Annotated in this window: 16 protein-coding genes; 11 read left to right on the forward strand and 5 right to left on the reverse strand. The window is 65.2% G+C overall.

What is annotated here, in order from left to right:
* Window positions 1–40 precede the first annotated feature (40 nt).
* The 4 genes from AYK61_RS20260 to AYK61_RS20275 all read left to right on the forward strand — a co-directional run bounded on the left by AYK61_RS20260 (window position 41) and on the right by AYK61_RS20275 (window position 5,404).
* The gene (locus AYK61_RS20260; protein WP_183130370.1) at window positions 41–610 is read left to right on the forward strand and encodes a cysteine dioxygenase family protein; all 570 of its coding nucleotides are present in this window, start codon (window positions 41–43) and stop codon (window positions 608–610) included.
* A complete protein-coding gene (locus AYK61_RS20265; RefSeq protein WP_121872146.1) occupies window positions 607–1,029 on the forward strand; it encodes a rhodanese-like domain-containing protein in 423 nt (140 codons plus the stop codon). Before AYK61_RS20260 ends, AYK61_RS20265 begins: the two co-directional genes overlap by 4 nt.
* A gap of 36 nt (window positions 1,030–1,065) precedes the next feature.
* Window positions 1,066–2,589: a lysine--tRNA ligase gene (gene lysS, locus AYK61_RS20270; RefSeq protein ID WP_121872147.1), complete on the forward strand. Its 1,524-nt coding sequence runs from the start codon at window positions 1,066–1,068 to the stop codon at window positions 2,587–2,589.
* Window positions 2,590–2,863: 274 nt separating this feature from the next.
* Entirely contained in the window at window positions 2,864–5,404 is a 2,541-nt protein-coding gene (locus AYK61_RS20275) for an ATP-dependent Clp protease ATP-binding subunit (RefSeq protein WP_121872148.1), read from the forward strand.
* 190 nt (window positions 5,405–5,594) lie between these two features.
* Here the strand turns inward: AYK61_RS20275 and AYK61_RS20280 are convergent, their stop codons facing one another.
* Both AYK61_RS20280 and AYK61_RS20285 read right to left on the reverse strand, forming a co-directional pair.
* On the reverse strand, window positions 5,595–6,926 hold the full coding sequence (locus AYK61_RS20280) for a serine hydrolase (protein WP_121872149.1): 1,332 nt from the start codon (window positions 6,924–6,926) through the stop codon (window positions 5,595–5,597).
* Between the two features lie 76 nt (window positions 6,927–7,002).
* The gene (locus AYK61_RS20285; protein ID WP_121872150.1) at window positions 7,003–8,238 is read right to left on the reverse strand and encodes a lipase family protein; all 1,236 of its coding nucleotides are present in this window, start codon (window positions 8,236–8,238) and stop codon (window positions 7,003–7,005) included.
* Window positions 8,239–8,325: 87 nt separating this feature from the next.
* Here AYK61_RS20285 and AYK61_RS20290 point away from each other — a divergent pair, with 87 nt between their 5' ends.
* From AYK61_RS20290 to AYK61_RS27400, 3 genes are all read left to right on the forward strand, one after another.
* Window positions 8,326–8,763: an OsmC family protein gene (locus AYK61_RS20290; RefSeq protein WP_068053702.1), complete on the forward strand. Its 438-nt coding sequence runs from the start codon at window positions 8,326–8,328 to the stop codon at window positions 8,761–8,763.
* Window positions 8,764–8,938: 175 nt separating this feature from the next.
* A complete protein-coding gene (locus AYK61_RS27395) occupies window positions 8,939–9,853 on the forward strand; it encodes a hypothetical protein (protein WP_183130371.1) in 915 nt (304 codons plus the stop codon).
* 5 nt (window positions 9,854–9,858) lie between these two features.
* Window positions 9,859–11,250, forward strand: a complete 1,392-nt coding sequence (locus AYK61_RS27400; protein ID WP_183130372.1) for a bifunctional diguanylate cyclase/phosphodiesterase — start codon at window positions 9,859–9,861, stop codon at window positions 11,248–11,250.
* A gap of 16 nt (window positions 11,251–11,266) precedes the next feature.
* Here AYK61_RS27400 and AYK61_RS20300 read toward each other — a convergent pair whose 3' ends face one another.
* Window positions 11,267–11,578, reverse strand: a complete 312-nt coding sequence (locus AYK61_RS20300) for an antibiotic biosynthesis monooxygenase (protein WP_121872152.1) — start codon at window positions 11,576–11,578, stop codon at window positions 11,267–11,269.
* A gap of 36 nt (window positions 11,579–11,614) precedes the next feature.
* Between AYK61_RS20300 and AYK61_RS20305 the strand changes: the two genes are divergently transcribed.
* Window positions 11,615–12,352 (forward strand): alpha/beta fold hydrolase, encoded by a 738-nt coding sequence (locus tag AYK61_RS20305; protein ID WP_121872153.1) that lies wholly within the window; start codon window positions 11,615–11,617, stop codon window positions 12,350–12,352.
* 5 nt (window positions 12,353–12,357) lie between these two features.
* Entirely contained in the window at window positions 12,358–13,167 is an 810-nt protein-coding gene (locus tag AYK61_RS20310) for an alpha/beta fold hydrolase (protein WP_121872946.1), read from the forward strand.
* Here the strand turns inward: AYK61_RS20310 and AYK61_RS20315 are convergent.
* Entirely contained in the window at window positions 13,161–14,525 is a 1,365-nt protein-coding gene (locus tag AYK61_RS20315) for an MFS transporter (RefSeq protein ID WP_121872154.1), read from the reverse strand. The two genes, AYK61_RS20310 and AYK61_RS20315, sit on opposite strands and share 7 nt — an antisense overlap.
* Window positions 14,526–14,603: 78 nt before the next feature.
* Here AYK61_RS20315 and AYK61_RS20320 point away from each other — a divergent pair, with 78 nt between their 5' ends.
* Entirely contained in the window at window positions 14,604–15,206 is a 603-nt protein-coding gene (locus tag AYK61_RS20320) for a TetR/AcrR family transcriptional regulator (protein ID WP_121872155.1), read from the forward strand.
* On the opposite strand, the gene AYK61_RS20325 is transcribed toward AYK61_RS20320, so the two are convergent.
* Complete coding sequence (locus tag AYK61_RS20325) at window positions 15,203–16,087, reverse strand: A/G-specific adenine glycosylase (protein WP_121872947.1); 885 nt, start codon at window positions 16,085–16,087, stop codon at window positions 15,203–15,205. The genes AYK61_RS20320 and AYK61_RS20325 overlap by 4 nt on opposite strands.
* 121 nt (window positions 16,088–16,208) lie before the next feature.
* Between AYK61_RS20325 and AYK61_RS20330 the strand changes: the two genes are divergently transcribed.
* A complete protein-coding gene (locus AYK61_RS20330) occupies window positions 16,209–16,835 on the forward strand; it encodes a carbonic anhydrase (RefSeq protein WP_037195038.1) in 627 nt (208 codons plus the stop codon).
* The last annotated feature ends 63 nt before the right edge of the window (window positions 16,836–16,898 follow it).

The following is a 16,898-nucleotide window of genomic DNA, read 5'->3' on the forward strand; positions in this document are numbered from 1 at the left end:
ACCCTGCCTCGTTCGTAACACACCCCTGGAGTAGAGCTTCATGCTTTCCACACGTGTACTTTCTGTACCCTCCCGTACCCGATCGTCGTCGCGTTCGGTCTCGACGCTTCCGACCCGGTTGCGTCCACCCGACCTGCTGCGGATCACCGACCAGGGCGCATCCGACGTCCTCGAGGGCCTCTTCGATCACCTGCTTCCCGTCGGCGGTCGCTGGCCGACCGACGAGCGTTGGGCCGCCCGACTGCATTCCGACGACGACCTCGACGTCTGGTTGATCAGCTGGGTTCCCGATCGATCCACCGAACTGCACGATCACGCGGGGTCGCTCGGTGCGCTCACCGTTCTCAGCGGCTCGCTTCTCGAATACCGTTGGGCTGGAACAGGACTGAAGCAACGTCGCCTCGACGCCGGTGATCAGGCGTCGTTTCCGCTCGGTTGGGTTCACGACGTGATGCACGATCCGGCGTCCGAACCGGCCGGCCCCACCCTCAGCGTGCACGCCTACTCGCCACCGCTCACGGCGATGTCCTACTACGAAGTGACCGAACGGTCCACGCTGCGCCGCACCCGTAGCGAGCTCACCGACGAACCCGAGAAGGCCACCGCATGACCATCGTCGAAATGCTCGAATCCGCACGCGAGACCATCGATCGAATGACCGTCTTCGAGCTGCGCGACGCCGTCGCCCGCGGAGCCGTCGTCGTCGACATCCGCCCCCAGGCGCAACGCGCCGTCGAGGGAACGCTGCCCGGGGCACTCGCCATCGAACGCAACGTCCTCGAATGGCGTCTGGACCCGACGAGCGATGCGCGCCTGGCGATCGCCGTCGACCACGACGTCGAGTGGATCGTCATCTGCTCCGAGGGCTACACCTCCTCGCTCGCTGCTGCGTCGCTCAAGCTGTTGGGTCTGCACAAGTCAACCGATCTGGTCGGCGGCTATCAGGCGCTGAAGTCGGCTGGGCTGCTCGGTGTGTTGACGCAGGCCAAGCACTGCGTCCGTGAGGCGGAAGCCGTCGCAGCGCACTGACAGTCCTTACACGCTCGGACTGTAAAGTGTCTGCGCGTGAGTGATACAGCTTCTACCCAGCCTGCCGACGACACCCCGGAGCAACTACGGATTCGTCGTGCCAAGCGCGCCGCGCTGCTCGAGCGCGGGGTCGAGGCATATCCGGTGTCGGTCCCGCGGACCCATTCGCTGCTCGAGATCCGCACCGAGTTCCCCGAACTCGAACCCGATACGACAACCGGCCTGATCGTCGGAGTCGTCGGCCGTGTCATCTTCGTCCGCAACACCGGCAAGCTGTGCTTCGCCACTCTGCAGGAGGGCGATGGCACCCAGCTGCAGGCAATGATCAGCCTGGCAGGCGTCGGCGAGGACGCACTCGCGGAGTGGAAGTCCGATGTCGATCTCGGTGACTTCGTGTTCGTGCATGGTGAGGTCATCAGCTCCCGACGCGGCGAGCTCAGCGTGATGGCCGACGCCTGGCAGATCGCGTCGAAGTCGCTGCGTCCGCTGCCCGTCGCGCACAAGGAACTGAGCGAAGAGACGCGGATCCGGCAGCGTTACCTGGATCTGATCACCAACCCGACCTCGCGTGAGACCGCCCGCAAGCGCATCGCCGTCGTCCGGGAACTGCGCAACGCCCTCGAGCGTCGTGGATTTCTCGAGGTCGAGACGCCGATGTTGCAGACGCTGCACGGCGGCGCGGCGGCGCGGCCGTTCGTCACCCATTCCAACGCGATGGACACCGACCTCTATCTCCGTATCGCGCCTGAGCTGTTCCTCAAGCGCTGCGTCGTGGGCGGTATCGAGAAGGTGTTCGAGATCAACCGCAACTTCCGCAACGAGGGTGCAGACTCCTCGCACTCGCCGGAATTCGCGATGCTCGAGACGTACGAGGCCTACGGCACGTACGACGATTCGGCGACAATGACGCGTGAGCTGGTCCAGGAAGTGGCCATGGCCGCCCTCGGATCCACGGTCGTGACGCTGCCCGACGGCACCACCTACGACCTCGGCGGCGAATGGACGACGCTCGAGATGTACCCGTCGCTGTCGGAATCGCTCGGATTCGACGTCACCCCCGACACCACCGTCGACGAGCTGCTCGCGATCGCCGACAAGGTGGGCGTCGAGGTGCCGCGCAAGGACGGCGTCCCGATCTACGGCCACGGCAAGCTCGTCGAAGAGCTGTGGGAACACCAGGTGGGCGACGCGTTGACCGAGCCCACGTTCGTCCGCGACTTCCCGGTCGAGACGTCCCCGCTGACGCGTCAGCACCGCAGCAAGCCCGGCGTCACCGAGAAGTGGGACCTGTACGTCCGTGGGTTCGAGCTGGCCACCGGCTACTCCGAGCTGGTCGATCCGATCATCCAGCGCGAGCGTTTCGAGGATCAGGCGCGCCAAGCCGCCGCCGGCGACGACGAGGCGATGGTGCTCGACGAGGACTTCCTCGCCGCGATGGAACAGGGTATGCCGCCGACCACCGGAACCGGCATGGGAATCGACCGTCTGTTGATGGCGCTGACCGGCTTGGGCATCCGCGAAACGATCCTGTTTCCGATCGTGAAGCCGGCTCAGGCCTGATCGAACGGTAAAGAGTTGTTCGCCAGCAGCGGACAGTGAACGGGAAACGTTTTGCATAGTGCCTGCGTTATGAACAGTAAGCAGGCAAGGCAGTCCGCACACGTGGGCGGTTGCGCAGCATTTCAGGGGTGGAGGGTCGGCGTTCGTAACGTCGGCCAACTACAGTGAGAACCAGTCTTACCTTCAAATGCACAAGCGACCCGGCGTGTTGGACACTGCGGCGCTAGAAGAACTGGTGGGCGAGCTACCACCCGCCAAGAAGTGAGGGAGAGCGATGTTCGAGAGGTTCACCGATCGCGCGCGGCGTGTTGTCGTCCTGGCTCAAGAAGAAGCCCGGATGCTCAACCACAACTACATCGGCACGGAGCACATTCTGCTCGGCCTCATCCACGAGGGCGAAGGCGTCGCAGCCAAGTCTCTCGAGTCGCTGGGCATCTCCCTCGAAGGAGTACGCAGCCAGGTAGAGGAGATCATCGGGCAGGGTCAGCAGGCTCCGTCCGGTCACATTCCGTTCACCCCGCGCGCCAAGAAAGTACTCGAGCTCAGCCTGCGTGAAGCACTGCAGCTCGGCCACAACTACATCGGCACCGAGCACATCCTGCTGGGACTGATCCGCGAAGGCGAAGGCGTCGCAGCTCAGGTCCTGGTCAAGCTCGGAGCCGACCTCAACCGCGTGCGCCAGCAGGTCATCCAGCTGCTGTCGGGCTACCAGGGCAAGGAACCGTCCGAGAGCGGCAGCGGCCGCGGCGAGGCGGGCACCCCGTCCACGTCGCTGGTCCTCGACCAGTTCGGACGCAACCTCACCCAGGCCGCGCTCGAAGGCAAGCTCGACCCGGTCATCGGTCGCGCGAAGGAAATCGAGCGCGTCATGCAGGTGCTCTCGCGTCGCACCAAGAACAACCCCGTCCTCATCGGTGAGCCCGGTGTCGGTAAGACCGCAGTCGTCGAAGGCCTGGCTCAGGCCATCGTCAACGGCGAGGTCCCCGAGACGCTCAAGGACAAGCAGCTCTACACCCTCGACCTCGGCTCGCTCGTGGCCGGCAGCCGTTACCGCGGCGACTTCGAGGAGCGCCTGAAGAAGGTGCTCAAGGAGATCAACACCCGCGGCGACATCATCCTGTTCATCGACGAGCTGCACACGCTCGTCGGCGCAGGTGCCGCCGAAGGTGCCATCGACGCTGCGTCGATCCTCAAGCCCAAGCTGGCTCGTGGCGAACTGCAGACCATCGGTGCCACCACCCTGGACGAGTACCGCAAGTACATCGAGAAGGACGCAGCACTCGAGCGTCGTTTCCAGCCCGTCCAGGTCGGCGAGCCGACCGTCGAGCACACCATCGAGATCCTCAAGGGTCTGCGCGATCGCTACGAGGCACACCACCGCGTCTCGATCACCGACGGTGCGCTCGTCGCAGCTGCCACACTGGCCGACCGGTACATCAACGACCGGTTCCTGCCCGACAAGGCGATCGACCTCATCGACGAGGCGGGCGCGCGGATGCGCATCCGCCGGATGACCGCTCCGCCAGACCTGCGCGAGTTCGACGACAAGATCGCCGACGCGCGCCGGGAGAAGGAATCGGCCATCGACGCACAGGACTTCGAGAAGGCTGCGAACCTGCGCGACAAGGAGAAGACCCTCGTCGGTCAGCGTGCCGAGCGGGAGAAGCAGTGGCGCTCCGGTGACCTCGACGTCATCGCCGAGGTGGACGACGAGCAGATCGCCGAGGTCCTGGGCAACTGGACCGGCATCCCCGTCTTCAAGCTCACCGAGGAAGAGACCACGCGTCTGCTCCGCATGGAGGACGAGCTGCACAAGCGGATCATCGGCCAGGTCGAGGCAGTCAAGGCCGTTTCCAAGGCGATCCGTCGTACCCGCGCAGGTCTGAAGGACCCGAAGCGTCCGTCGGGCTCGTTCATCTTCGCCGGCCCGTCCGGTGTCGGTAAGACCGAGCTGTCGAAGGCTCTCGCGAACTTCCTCTTCGGCGAGGACGACGCCCTGATCCAGATCGACATGGGCGAGTTCCACGACCGCTTCACCGCGTCGCGCCTGTTCGGTGCTCCTCCCGGATACGTCGGCTACGAAGAGGGCGGCCAGCTCACCGAGAAGGTCCGCCGCAAGCCGTTCTCCGTCGTGCTGTTCGACGAGATCGAGAAAGCACACCAGGAGATCTACAACACCCTCCTGCAGGTGCTCGAAGACGGTCGTCTCACCGACGGCCAGGGACGCACGGTCGACTTCAAGAACACCGTGCTCATCTTCACCTCGAACCTCGGTACCTCGGACATCTCGAAGGCCGTCGGCCTCGGCTTCTCCTCGGGTGAAGGCACCGGCTCGAACTACGAGCGGATGAAGCTCAAGGTCAACGACGAGCTGAAGAAGCACTTCCGCCCCGAGTTCCTCAACCGTATCGACGACATCGTCGTGTTCCACCAGCTCACCAAGGACGAGATCATCCAGATGGTCGATCTCATGCTCAACCGAGTCGAAGGTGCGCTCAAGAACAAGGACATGGCGATCGAGGTCACCGAGAAGGCGAAGTCGTTGCTCGCCAAGCGCGGATTCGACCCCGTCCTGGGTGCGCGGCCACTGCGTCGCACCATCCAGCGCGAGATCGAGGACCAGTTGTCGGAGAAGATCCTCTTCGGCGAGATCGAAGCCGGCCAGATCATCCTGGTCGACGTCGTGAACTGGGACGGCGAAGGCGCAGGCGAGGACGCGAAGTTCACCTTCCGCGGTGAGAAGAAGGCGATCATCGTCCCCGACGAGGTCCCGGTCGACCTGGCCAAGGCCACCGGAGACAGCGAGAGCGAGTAAGTTTCACAGCACACGACAATGGGCGATCCTCTTCGGAGGGTCGCCCGTTGTCGTATGTCCACCCGCCCGCCCGCCCGCCCCGTTCGCCCCGTTCGCCCCGTTCGCGTCAATGGACCCTTGCACTCTTCAGACGTGTGCAGTGGTTCATTCACGCAGATCAGTTCCGTGGGTGAATGGACCGTTGCACCGCTCAGACGTGTGCAGTGGTCCATTGACGCAGGAGGAAGACCCGAGCACCGAGGGCCACGGCGATGACCGCAAGTTCCGCCAGCACGATCCAGAACAGCAGCGCGATGTCAGGAGCCCAGCGGGCCAGTGTCGACATCGGCGCACCGGCGAGCGCAGGCAGCCCGAAGTACAGCAACAATCCGGCCGCAAGGGCAGCCAGGGCACGCGCGGGTGCCCATCGTCCGGGAGCAGTTCTGAATCCGAGCAGCGTTCTCGTCGCACAGAGCGCCAACAACACCGCGAGTGCGGTCGCCGCGATCAGCGCTGCTTCGTACAGACCGAAGCCGGCGGTACGAGGCTCGTCCATGCCGAGTCGGGCGAGCACGAGAGAGCGGGCCGCCGAGGCGAGCGCGTCGGCCTCGAGTTCGCCGTATCGATTGGTCGCGAGGACCACGGCCAGGTGGCGTTCCGGAACGAGTGCGACGTGAGTGAAATAGCCGGGGACCGCACCGGAATGCCAGCGCATCTCGGTACCGTCGGCCAGCGTTTCGACGTACCACCCGTATCCGTACGTCGCGCCCGAACCCGTCGGCACCGTATCGGGACTGTTCGACGCCGGAACGGTCAGTTGCCGGGATGCGTAGCGTGAGAGTTCGTCGATGGATCCACTCAGGTAGCCGTAACCCATTCCAGTGGAGTCGATTCCGGTATCGATGCTTCGGGGGAAGGTGAAGAACGGGACGTGGCCGGGTGCGACGGTGCCGGCGGTGTGCACTCCGGTCTCGCGGGCGACGACGTCGGCGAAGGGTTCGGCGGTGACCTTCTCGACGATTGCCTGCAGCAGTAGGTAGTTCAGGCTCGAGTAGCGGAAGGTCCCGCGGTCGGCGACGGTGACGTCCAGTGTGGGGACGACGTCGAGCGCTCGCTCGGAACGTCCCCACACGTCCAGTTCGGTGACGTCGTGGGGGAGACCGCTGGTGTGGTGGATCAGGTCGTCGATCGTGACGTCGCCCGGAACGATCGAATCACTCTCCGGCAGAATCGAATTCACGGTTCCATCGAGCGTGAGGGCTTGATGTTCGGCGAGTGCGTACACCGTCGCCGCCGTCACCGACTTCGATACCGAACCCCACACGAACGGCGTTCCCTCGTCGATCGGCGCACCGTCCCCGTCCAGCCCGTACTCGACGTTCTCCAACACCTCGTTCTCGGAGACGACGCGGAACGCGACCCCCGGCAGCCCCAGTTCTTCGGCGACAACTTCGATGTCCGACGCCACGCCGGGGTCAGGTGGGGTGGGGGAGCCTGCGGCCAGGACAGCGACGACGGTCAGCAGGGCGTGGACGATGCGCATGGATGGAGTGAACCAACTTCATCGGGGTCGACGCCTCGGTGAACACCCTGATTTCACACCTGAGATCAGCTGCTGCCTATCGGGTCGTTCCTGCAGGCTCCACTCCTGCGTGAATCAGTCCGGCGATCCAGGGCATCACGTCGTTGTAGGCCGCCAGGGCTCCGGGTTGGTGGTTCGCGCCCTCGACCGGGATGGCCGGGAGGTCGTATTCGCGGTAGGTGATTTCTGCACCCAGATCGCGCCAGCGCCCGAGCAGGGTGCGGCTCTGCTCGATGGGTACGGTGTCGTCCTCGACCGCGTGCGACAGGTACACCGGCATGGCCGGGGCGATGCGTCCGACCGTGTTGGCGGCGGTGATCTCGGCCAGAACGGGGTTGCTCAGTTGCTCGGTGAGTGGTCGGCCGTCGCGGGTCAGCTCGGTCGTTCGCACGATCTCGGAGGCCGCGGGGTCGGTGGTGCACCAGTTCTGTGCGGCGTCGAGCGCGGCGATCCCGTCGGAGTCGAAGAGGTCGCGGATCCCCGCTGCCCGGTCCGGGTAGGCGTTGATCATCCCGTCGACAGCGAAGAGCACAGCGCTGCCGAGGCCGGTGTTGTCGAGTGTGTCGATGTTGAGCGTCGGATCTGCCGGTGGTGCACCGACATACGCTCCCTGGATGTTGAGCTCCGGGGCGTAGGTGGCGGCGAGTTCGGCAGCGGATGCGGATGCGAACCCGCCTTCGGAGTAGCCGAACAGCACCACCGGGGTGGTCGGTTCGACGTCTGCGGTTCTGGCGACGTCGAGCAGCGCTCGGCCCGATGCGATCCGGTTCAGGTACGTGTGCCCGCCGGGGGTGCCCAGTCCCTGGTAATCGGTTGCGACGACGCGATATCCGGCCAGCAGCAGCGGCAGGATGGCCGGGGACGAGCCGACTGTCCCGAGAACTGCCGATCCGGCGCAGCGGTCCGCCATACCGGAAGTGCCGGGCGCGTACGCGATCACCGGTCGGGGTCCGGGTCCGGTCCACGGAGCTGTGGGGGTCATGGTGTAGCCGGATACGACCATGGGCAGATCGTGTGTATCGGTGGATCGATAGAGAATCCGTTCGATGTCGAATCCGAGTCCGAACCCCTTGGGCGAGTTGACGGGCCGGCTTCGGACCACTTCGCCGGGGGTCGCGGTGCCGAGCGTCGCCACCGGCGCGTCGTAGAAGTCCGCCAGGGGACCGGCGACGGCAATCGGCGTCGAGAATGCGACGATCGACAGGGCCACGGTTGCTGCGATCGTTGCCGCGCGCGAGAAGTTTCTCGATTGTCGCAGCCGTCGTGTCGACATCCTTGCACTCGGTAGCCCGGTCACCCCGCTGACGTTAGCCTGAGAAACAGGCCTACGTCAGGGTCGACAACGAAAGGACTCGGTTCGATGCCAACTCGTACTTCACGCACAGCTTGGAACGGAACGCTGGAACAGGGTTCCGGCCAGGTGGAGCTGTCCAGTTCCGGCGCAGCGACTTTCGATGTGTCGTTTCCCAAGCGCGCCGCCGAGAATGCCGACGGCACCACCAGTCCCGAGGAATTGATCGCCGCGGCTCATTCGAGTTGCTACGCGATGCAGTTGTCGGCGTTGATCGCCGAGGCGGGCGGCACCCCGCAGAGCCTCGAGGTCACCGCCGATGTCTCGCTCGGTCCCGATGAGCCGGGCTTCAAGCTGACCGGCATCAAACTGACCGTGCGTGGCGAGGTCGAGGGTCTCGACGCCGACGGCTTCGCGAAAGCAGCTCAGGCGGCAAAAGAAACCTGTCCCGTCAGCAAGGCTCTCACCGGCGTCGACATCACATTGGACGCGGCTCTCGAGGGCTGAACGGACAAATCGCCCGATGTGAGACTGGCGAACAATCGTCAGGTTTGAAATAGTTCGTTACTTGACCCATCTGCAGGGTGATTCGGTTACGAATCGTGGTCAAACGTCGGGTTCGATCGGCTGATGCGTACGTTCGGGGTATGCACCGACCGGCCTAGGAAGGATCAGCCCCACCATGTTGTGGACGCGCTTCCTGGGCCTCGGTGCACTCGCAGTCGCGGTGTACGCACTTACCCCGCCTGGAATACCCCAGGATGCGATCTACGCAATCGTGCTCCTGGCCACAGTGGCCGCGTTCGTGTACCGCTACTTTCGGGAACCCGGGCCGGACAAGCGGACGTGGAAGTACATGGCCGTCGGCGTCGGCTCCTGGGGCATCGGCGACGCGCTGATAGCGATGGTGCATGTCGGCGGAGGACGAGTATCGACGTTCTCCTCGTCCGACATCTTCTATCTGTTCGGCTACCTGGTGATCGCTGTCGGCTTCGCCCGAGCCGCCGACGAGAACGGACTCGTGTTCGGGATCGAAGAACTTCTCGAGTGTCTGGTGGTTGCGGTCGGTGTCGGACTGGCCACATGGGTGTTCGTCATCTCCGACGATGCGGCGTTGTCGTTTCCGTCGGCATTGGAACTGTGGCCGGCCACGGTCTACCTCACCATCGATGCGTTTCTGCTGACGCTCGTCGGCAGTCTGTACCTGCTGACTCGCTCGACCACGGTGCCGTTCCTGGCGGCCACGGCGGGCGTCGTGTTCCTCGTCTCTGCCGACTTCGCGTCCTATGCCGCGGTCACCACCTCCGAGCTCTACCGTTCGACTCTTCTGAACACGCTGTGGCTGGCGGCGTACGTGTGTTTCGGTGTGATCGCCCTACACATTCCGGAGCGGGCGGTGTCGCGGGTCGACCGGTCCAGCCCGTTCAAATTCGGGCGCGTGAGATTTCTCGGACTCACGGTCGCGGTCGCCGTGACACCCCTTGCGATGGCTGTTCAGTTGGCCCGCGGAATACCCGTCCAACAGTGGGGTTGGGTGATCGTGGGGTCCTCGGCGCTGGTCATCGCGCTCGTCGGGTGCCGCATGCGTGTTTCCTGAGTACGTTGCGGTTGCAGGCCGCAGTGCTCGAGGACGTGGCTCGGACGGACGCGGTCACCGGACTGGCCAGTCGCCGCCTGCTCCGAGAGCGGTTGGACACGATGCTCGCCACCCGTGGTGATTCGGACGTCTTCACGCTCGTGGTGGACATCGATCGCTTCGCTCAGATCAACGAGACCTTCGGGTACAGCGTGGGAGACAGTGTGCTGCGCGAGATCGGTCATCGCCTTGTGGCATCGGTGCGGTCCGACGACCTCGTGGGACGGCTCGGTGGGGATCAGTTCGTCGTCGCCATGCGCCGGCGTCCCGCGCAGATCGACGTGACGGACACCGCCGAGCGGCTTCAGTTCGCAGTCAGTAGAACGATGTTCGTGCACGACATCAACGTGGCGCTCGATGCGACCGTCGGAATCGCCGCGATCGAGGAACCGGGGGTGACCCGGAACGACACCGAGGAGCCGGAGGCGAGTCCGGTGGACGGTGAGGCGATGCTTCAGCGCGCCCACGTGGCGTTGACGGCAGCGAAGGCCGGCCATACCCGCGTCGGTCGCTACGAACCCGACATGGATCGCGACCGCCACGATCAGATGCGGTTGCTGGGGGAACTCGACACGGCCATTCGTGACCACCAGCTTCGAGTGTTCTTTCAACCGTGCCTGGATCTGGAGTCCGGCAGTGTCGATCGCGTCGAAGCTCTATTGCGGTGGCAGCACCCACGCGAGGGTTTGATCGGACCGTCGATGTTCCTGCCCGACGCCGAGCGCACCGGCATGTTGCCCGCCATCACCGCGCTCGTGCTGGACGAGGCCTTGGCGCAGTGCAGCGAATTGCGTCGACGCGGCATCAATTTGTCTGTCTCGGTCAATCTTTCGGTGAGAAACCTACTGGACGAGACGCTCACCGAACAGGTCGCGGCCGCGCTGGCGAAATACTCGGTTCCCGCCCACGCTTTGGAATTCGAGGTCACCGAGACGACGGCGATGACCGATCCGGTGCGCTCGGTGAACGCGTTGACGTCCCTGCGTAGCCTCGGCGTCACCATTGCGATCGACGACTACGGCACCGGCTACAGCTCGTTGGCCTATCTGCAGACCCTGCCGGTGCAGACTCTCAAGATCGACCGCTCGTTCGTGTCGAAGATGAACACCGACGAGACCGACGCATCGATCGTGCGCTCGACCATCGACTTGGCTCGAAGCCTCGGGGTGCGGGTGATGGCAGAGGGAGTCGAGGACGCGGGCACGTTGGATGCGCTCCGAGAGTTGGGCTGCGACGGTGCCCAGGGCTACATCCTCGGTAGGCCGATGCCCGCCGAGTTCCTGGCCGATGCGGTGGCGAAACTGGATTCGGAGATGCCGACGAAACTCGAATGGGAGCTCGCCCGCGAACGCATCTGAGCGGACGCGTGCGCTCTCACGAAGTGGCAGGCACGTCCAGTACGACCTCGAATTCGAGCAGTGATGCTCCGGACGAGACAGGCTTCGCGGAACTGGCTCCAGCGTGAGCCTCCCGCGACGGTCCCGCCGACCACGCCTGGAAGGACTCCTCGTCCTCCCACTGGGTGACGACGAAATAGCGCGACTCGCCCTTGACCGGCCGCAGCAGTTGGAACCCGAGGAAGCCCGGGGAGCCGTCGACCGACCCGGCGCGCGCGGCGAAGCGCTTCTCGAGTTCGGGGCCTGCGCCCTCGGGTACGTCGATCGCATTGATCTTCACAATGGCCATGCCCGCGAGATTACTCCGCCGATATGCTCGGCGGTGATGCTCTACGACGAGGGTGGATCCGGCCGTTCGATTCTGCTGCTGCACGGGCTGATGGGCAGTGCCGCCACCTGGCGGCGGCAGGTTCCGTGGCTCAGGGAGTTCGGGCACGTGCACACCTACGATGCGCCGGGGCACCGGCGACCGCCGCCTCCCGAGCTCACGACGGAGTTCTTCGTTGCCGATCTGCTCCAGCATCTCGAGGCGTTGGGGCCCAGTGTGCTGATCGGTCATTCGATGGGCGCACTGCACGGTTGGTGTGCGGCCGCCCAGCGACCGGACCTGGTGACCGCCATGGTTGTCGAGGACATCGCCCCGGACTTCAGGGGCCGCACCGCAGACGACTGGGCCGCGATGATCCGGGCGTGGCCGCAACCCTTTCCCGACGCCGACGCGGTGCGGGCGTTCTTCGGAGACGTTGCGGGTCAGTACTTTCTGGATTCCTTCGAGCGAAACGCCGACGGGTGGCGGCTGCACGGTGAGGTGGACTTCTTCGAAGCGATCTCGCAGGAGTGGGGGACTCGGCACTTCTGGGACGAGTGGGATGCCGTCGACGCGCCGGTGTTGCTGATCGAGGGTGAACACACCATCACCCCGGCCGGTCAGATGCAGCAGATGTACTCGAGCAAGCCCGGATCGGCGTACGTGCGGGTCGAGAAGGCGGCGCACCTGATTCACGACGAGGCACCCGAGCGGTATCGCACGGCGGTCGAGGAGTTCCTGCGCGCACTAGGATGATCCGAATGCCGCTCGCGAAGCTCAACGGAATCGACCTCAACTACGACGTGACCGGCGACGGTCCGCTCGTGGTGTTGGTGATGGGCACCGGTAGCCCGGGACGAGTCTGGCGAACCCATCAGGTTCCGGTGCTGGTGAAGCAGGGGTACCGGGTTGTCACCTTCGACAATCGCGGTATCGCACCGTCTTCCGAGTGTGCGAGCGGGATGACGCTGGACGACCTGGTCGCCGACACCGCTGCCCTCATCGAGCACCTCGGAGGCGGCGCAGCACGCGTCGTGGGCACCTCGATGGGAGCCCGCGTCACTCAGGAATTGGCCTTGGCCCGGCCGGATCTGGTGTCGCATGCAGTGATGATGGCCACCTACGGCAAGTCGGGCACCTTTCGCGAGCAACTGTCCAAGGGGGAGAAGGACCTGCACGACGCTGGGGTCGAACTCCCCGCGTCGTACCGGGCGGCGATGACTGCGATGCAGAACTTTTCGCCGAAGACGCTGGCCGACGACTCCGCGATCGGTGATTGGCTGGCAATCCTCGAATACTCCGGCGGCAGGAAGACTGCGGGTATGCGGGCGCAGATCGGACTCGAAATGCGGAGCGGGACAGATCGATTGGCGGCGTACCGGAGGATCGCGGCCAAGTCGCTCGTCATCGGATTCGCGGACGACCGGATGATCCCGGTGCAGCAGTGCCGCGACGTCGCCGACGCGATACCGGGTGCGCGCTACGTCGAGATCGCCGACACCGGTCACTTCGGTTACCTCGAACGTCCGGATGCGGTCAACGCGACTCTCGTCGAATTTCTCGCTCAGTAGCGAACTTTCGGCGGCGGTGTGCGAAGGAAGACCACGCAGCACACCGCGGTCACCGCCATCGCTGCTGCCATGGCCGAATAGGCGAATCGAAAGTCCGTCAGCCCGGCGACGATGGTGAGCAGCGCCAACCCCATCGCGCCACCGAACTGCTTGGACGTGTTCATCAATCCTGACGCGGCTCCGGCGTCGGAGCGCGCGACCCCGCTGGTCACCGCAGTGGCCAACGGGGTGTTGAGCAGCCCGCCGCCGATCCCGATCAGAATCGACGGCAGCCCGACTGCCGCGAGGTAGCCAGGCGAATTCGAGGCCGCAGCGAGGCCGAGCAGTCCGGCGGCGGCCAGGGTGGCGCCGGCAGCGGCAACCAGGTGCGAGGGGCATCTGCGCATCAGAGCAGGAGTGACTGCGACGCCGGTCACGACGAGAGCGGCAGTGAGCGGTAGAAAGCCCACTGCAGCCTGCAGTGGTGACCGCTGCAGGAGCTCTTGCATCTGATAGGTCAGGTACAACCAGATCGGTATCTGGAACACCGCACCGGTGAGCAGTGTCAGCAGATTCCCCGTGACCACGGTGCGATCGGCGGACAGCCGCAACGGAATCAGTGGTGCGGTCGATCGACGCAGTCGGAGTACGAATCCGATCGATCCGGCCACGGCGAGAACAGCCGTCGACAGGGACAACGACTGCGAGCCGCCGGCTCCGAGCTGGGTGACCGCCACGGTGGACGCGCCGAGGGCCAACGCCCCGAAAGCGGCACCGACGATGTCGAGCCCGGGCCGATGCGCCTCGGTCCCGGCTCGCCGAGCGTCGAGATGTCGACGAGCCGACATCAGCAGGACGACGCCGATGGGCAGGTTGATCAGCAGAACCGACCGCCACGAGATGTACTCGGTCAGCGCGCCTCCGGCGATGTTGCCCACTCCACCGCCGGCAACGCTGATGGCCGTCCACACCGCGACAGCACGTGTCCGCATCGGCCCCTCGGGATAGGTGAGAGTGAGCAACGTGAACGTGGCCGGGGAGACGATTGCTGCGGCCAGACCCTGAACGATGCGCGCGGACACCAGCATCGAGCCGGTGGATGCGACTCCGCCGACAACGCTGGCGGCGACGAACAGGGAAACGCCGAAGAGGAAAACCTCGCGGATGCCTCGGGTGTCGGCTGCGCGGGCTCCGGCGAGCAGGGCCGCGGCGAACGCGACGGTGTATCCGCTGGCGACCCACTGCACGTCTCGATCGTCGATGCTCAGCGCTCGGGCGATCTGCGGCAGTGCGATGTTGACGACCGAGGAGTCGAGCACCACCAGCAACTGGGCCAGGCACGCAACTGCCAGAACACCCCACGAACGCTCCCGCGTCATGCTCGACCCCCTCGATTGGTACAGCTGTATAACAGCCGCTTGATACAGTTGTATCAAACATGGGGAGGTGGGCGGAAGATGGCCGGCGAAGATCGACGAGAGCAGATTCTGGTAGCTGCGGAGCGGGTCGCGACCGTCGATGGGCTGGAGGCGCTGACGATGCGGAGCGCCGCCGCGGCAGCCGAGGTGTCGCTGCGTCTGGTTCAGTACTACTTCCACTCCAAGGCAGGGCTGCTCGACGCCGTTTTGACGCGCTTCTCCGAGCGTGGCTACGCGGACTCTCGATCCCGGATCGACGCGATCGCCGGCGCTTCGGCAGCCCGACGCCTGCAGATGTTCGCCCGTTCGGTGTTGCCGACAGACGACGAGGGCAGGCGCTTCCATCGGCTGGGAGTGTCGTTCGCATCCTTGGCGATCCGGGAACCGGACCTGGCGCAGGCTGCGTATCGCGCCAATCTTGCTGTGCTGGAGTCGGTTCTGACCCACATGATCGGGCAGGCCGCAGCGGAGAGCGGCTCGGATCGAATCGACGCCGTCGCGGAGGCTCGGCTGCTCATGGCCGCGTTGCACGGTTTGGGGACGATGACGATGGTCGGGCAGATCGACGAGATCGAGGCGGCCGCTCTGGTGGACCGATTGTTGCTCGGCAGAGCATGGTTCGACGCAAACGGCCGGAGTTAGCCGTCCGAACCCTCACCCGCGAGGGCGAACAATCCCGACTCGGTCTGTTCGATCAATCCGTCGGTCAGCAGTGAATCGAGAGCTCGGTCGCGTTGCGTCGGGTCGGTGGGCCAGACGATGTCGAGTTGGGCGCGCTCGACCGGTCCGGTGCTCTCACGCAGTACCGACATGAGTTTTCCGCGCACCTGACGATCCGTGCCCGCGAACTTCTGGACCTTCTTGGCCGGGCCGGTGTGCGCGGGCCTGCCTGCTTCGATCCAGGCGCACTCCGGCAGCGGGCACAGCAGGCATGCCGGATTCTTGGCGGTACAGATCAGTGCGCCCAGTTCCATCAACGCCGCCGAGTAGCGGGCGGCGCGCGGGACGCTCTCCGGGAGCAGCTGCTCGACGTCGGCCAGGTCCCGCGAGGTGGAGGGATTCCCCGGCTCGGCGTTGCCGTGCAACGCACGCGCCACGACGCGTCGAACATTGGTGTCGACCACCGGAACTCGCTGACCGTAGGCGAAACACGCCACTGCGCGCGCGGTGTACGCACCGATACCCGGCAGGCCCAGCAGTGTCTCGACGTCGGCAGGTACCTCGTCGCCGTGCTCCTCGGCGAGCACGCGGGAACACTCGTGCAACCGCAATGCTCGACGCGGATAGCCCAACTTGCCCCACGCGCGGAGCACCTCGGCCTGAGAGGACGCGGCCATCGCCGACGGCACCGGCCAACGCTGCACCCACTGCTCCCAGATCGGCGCGACCCGCACCACCGGCGTCTGCTGCAGCATGATCTCGCTCATCAGGATCTGCCACGCGCTGACGCCGGGTCGCCGCCACGGCAGATCGCGTCCGTCGGTGTCGAACCACCCGAGCAGAGCGTCGGCATCGATCGGCAAGTGGTCGCCCTTCTCGTCGTGTCTGTGATCGGTCCCAACAGTAGTCAACCCGACTCGCCGGTAACTCGATCCACGTGCACCCAACTCGCCGTGCGCCCGCTGCGCGTGCACAATGAAACACATGCCTGCTTCGAATCCGATCGCTGCCTGGAAGTCCCTCAAGGAAGGCAACCAACGGTTTGTCTCCGGAGAGGTCCTGCACCCGTCGCAGGGTATCGAGGATCGTGCTCGCCTCGAAAGTGCTCAGCACCCCAGTGCCATCCTCTTCGGTTGCGCCGACTCGCGTGTTGCTGCCGAGATCATCTTCGACCAGGGCCTCGGCGACATGTTCGTCGTGCGCACCGCCGGTCACGTGGTCGATTCCGCGGTTCTGGGCTCCATCGAGTACGGCGTCGCCGTACTGGCGGCCCCGCTGATCGTGGTGCTGGGCCACGATCACTGCGGTGCAGTCAAGGCGACCGTCGACGCCCTCGAGAGTGGCGACGTACCCGGTGGGTACATCCGCGACGTCGTCGAACGCGTCACCCCGTCGGTGCTCTCGGCCCGCCGCGACGGCTACCAGGCCGTCGACGAGTTCGAGGCTCGGCACGTCGAGGAGACCGGCAATCTGCTGATGCAGCGCTCGCGGATCGTCGCCGAGAAGGTCGAAGCCGGGGAACTCGCGATCGTCGGCCTCACCTACCAACTGTCGAAGGGACATGCGCAGTTGCGTGAGGTCATCGGCGACATCGGCGAAATGCCTGCCTGAATCAGCTCGGATCCCATTTCGGTGAGTTCGCTGACGCGACACGCCGTGTGGGCTCAGGGATAG

Source organism: Rhodococcus sp. SBT000017 (assembly GCF_003688915.1).
Lineage (GTDB): Bacteria > Actinomycetota > Actinomycetes > Mycobacteriales > Mycobacteriaceae > Rhodococcoides.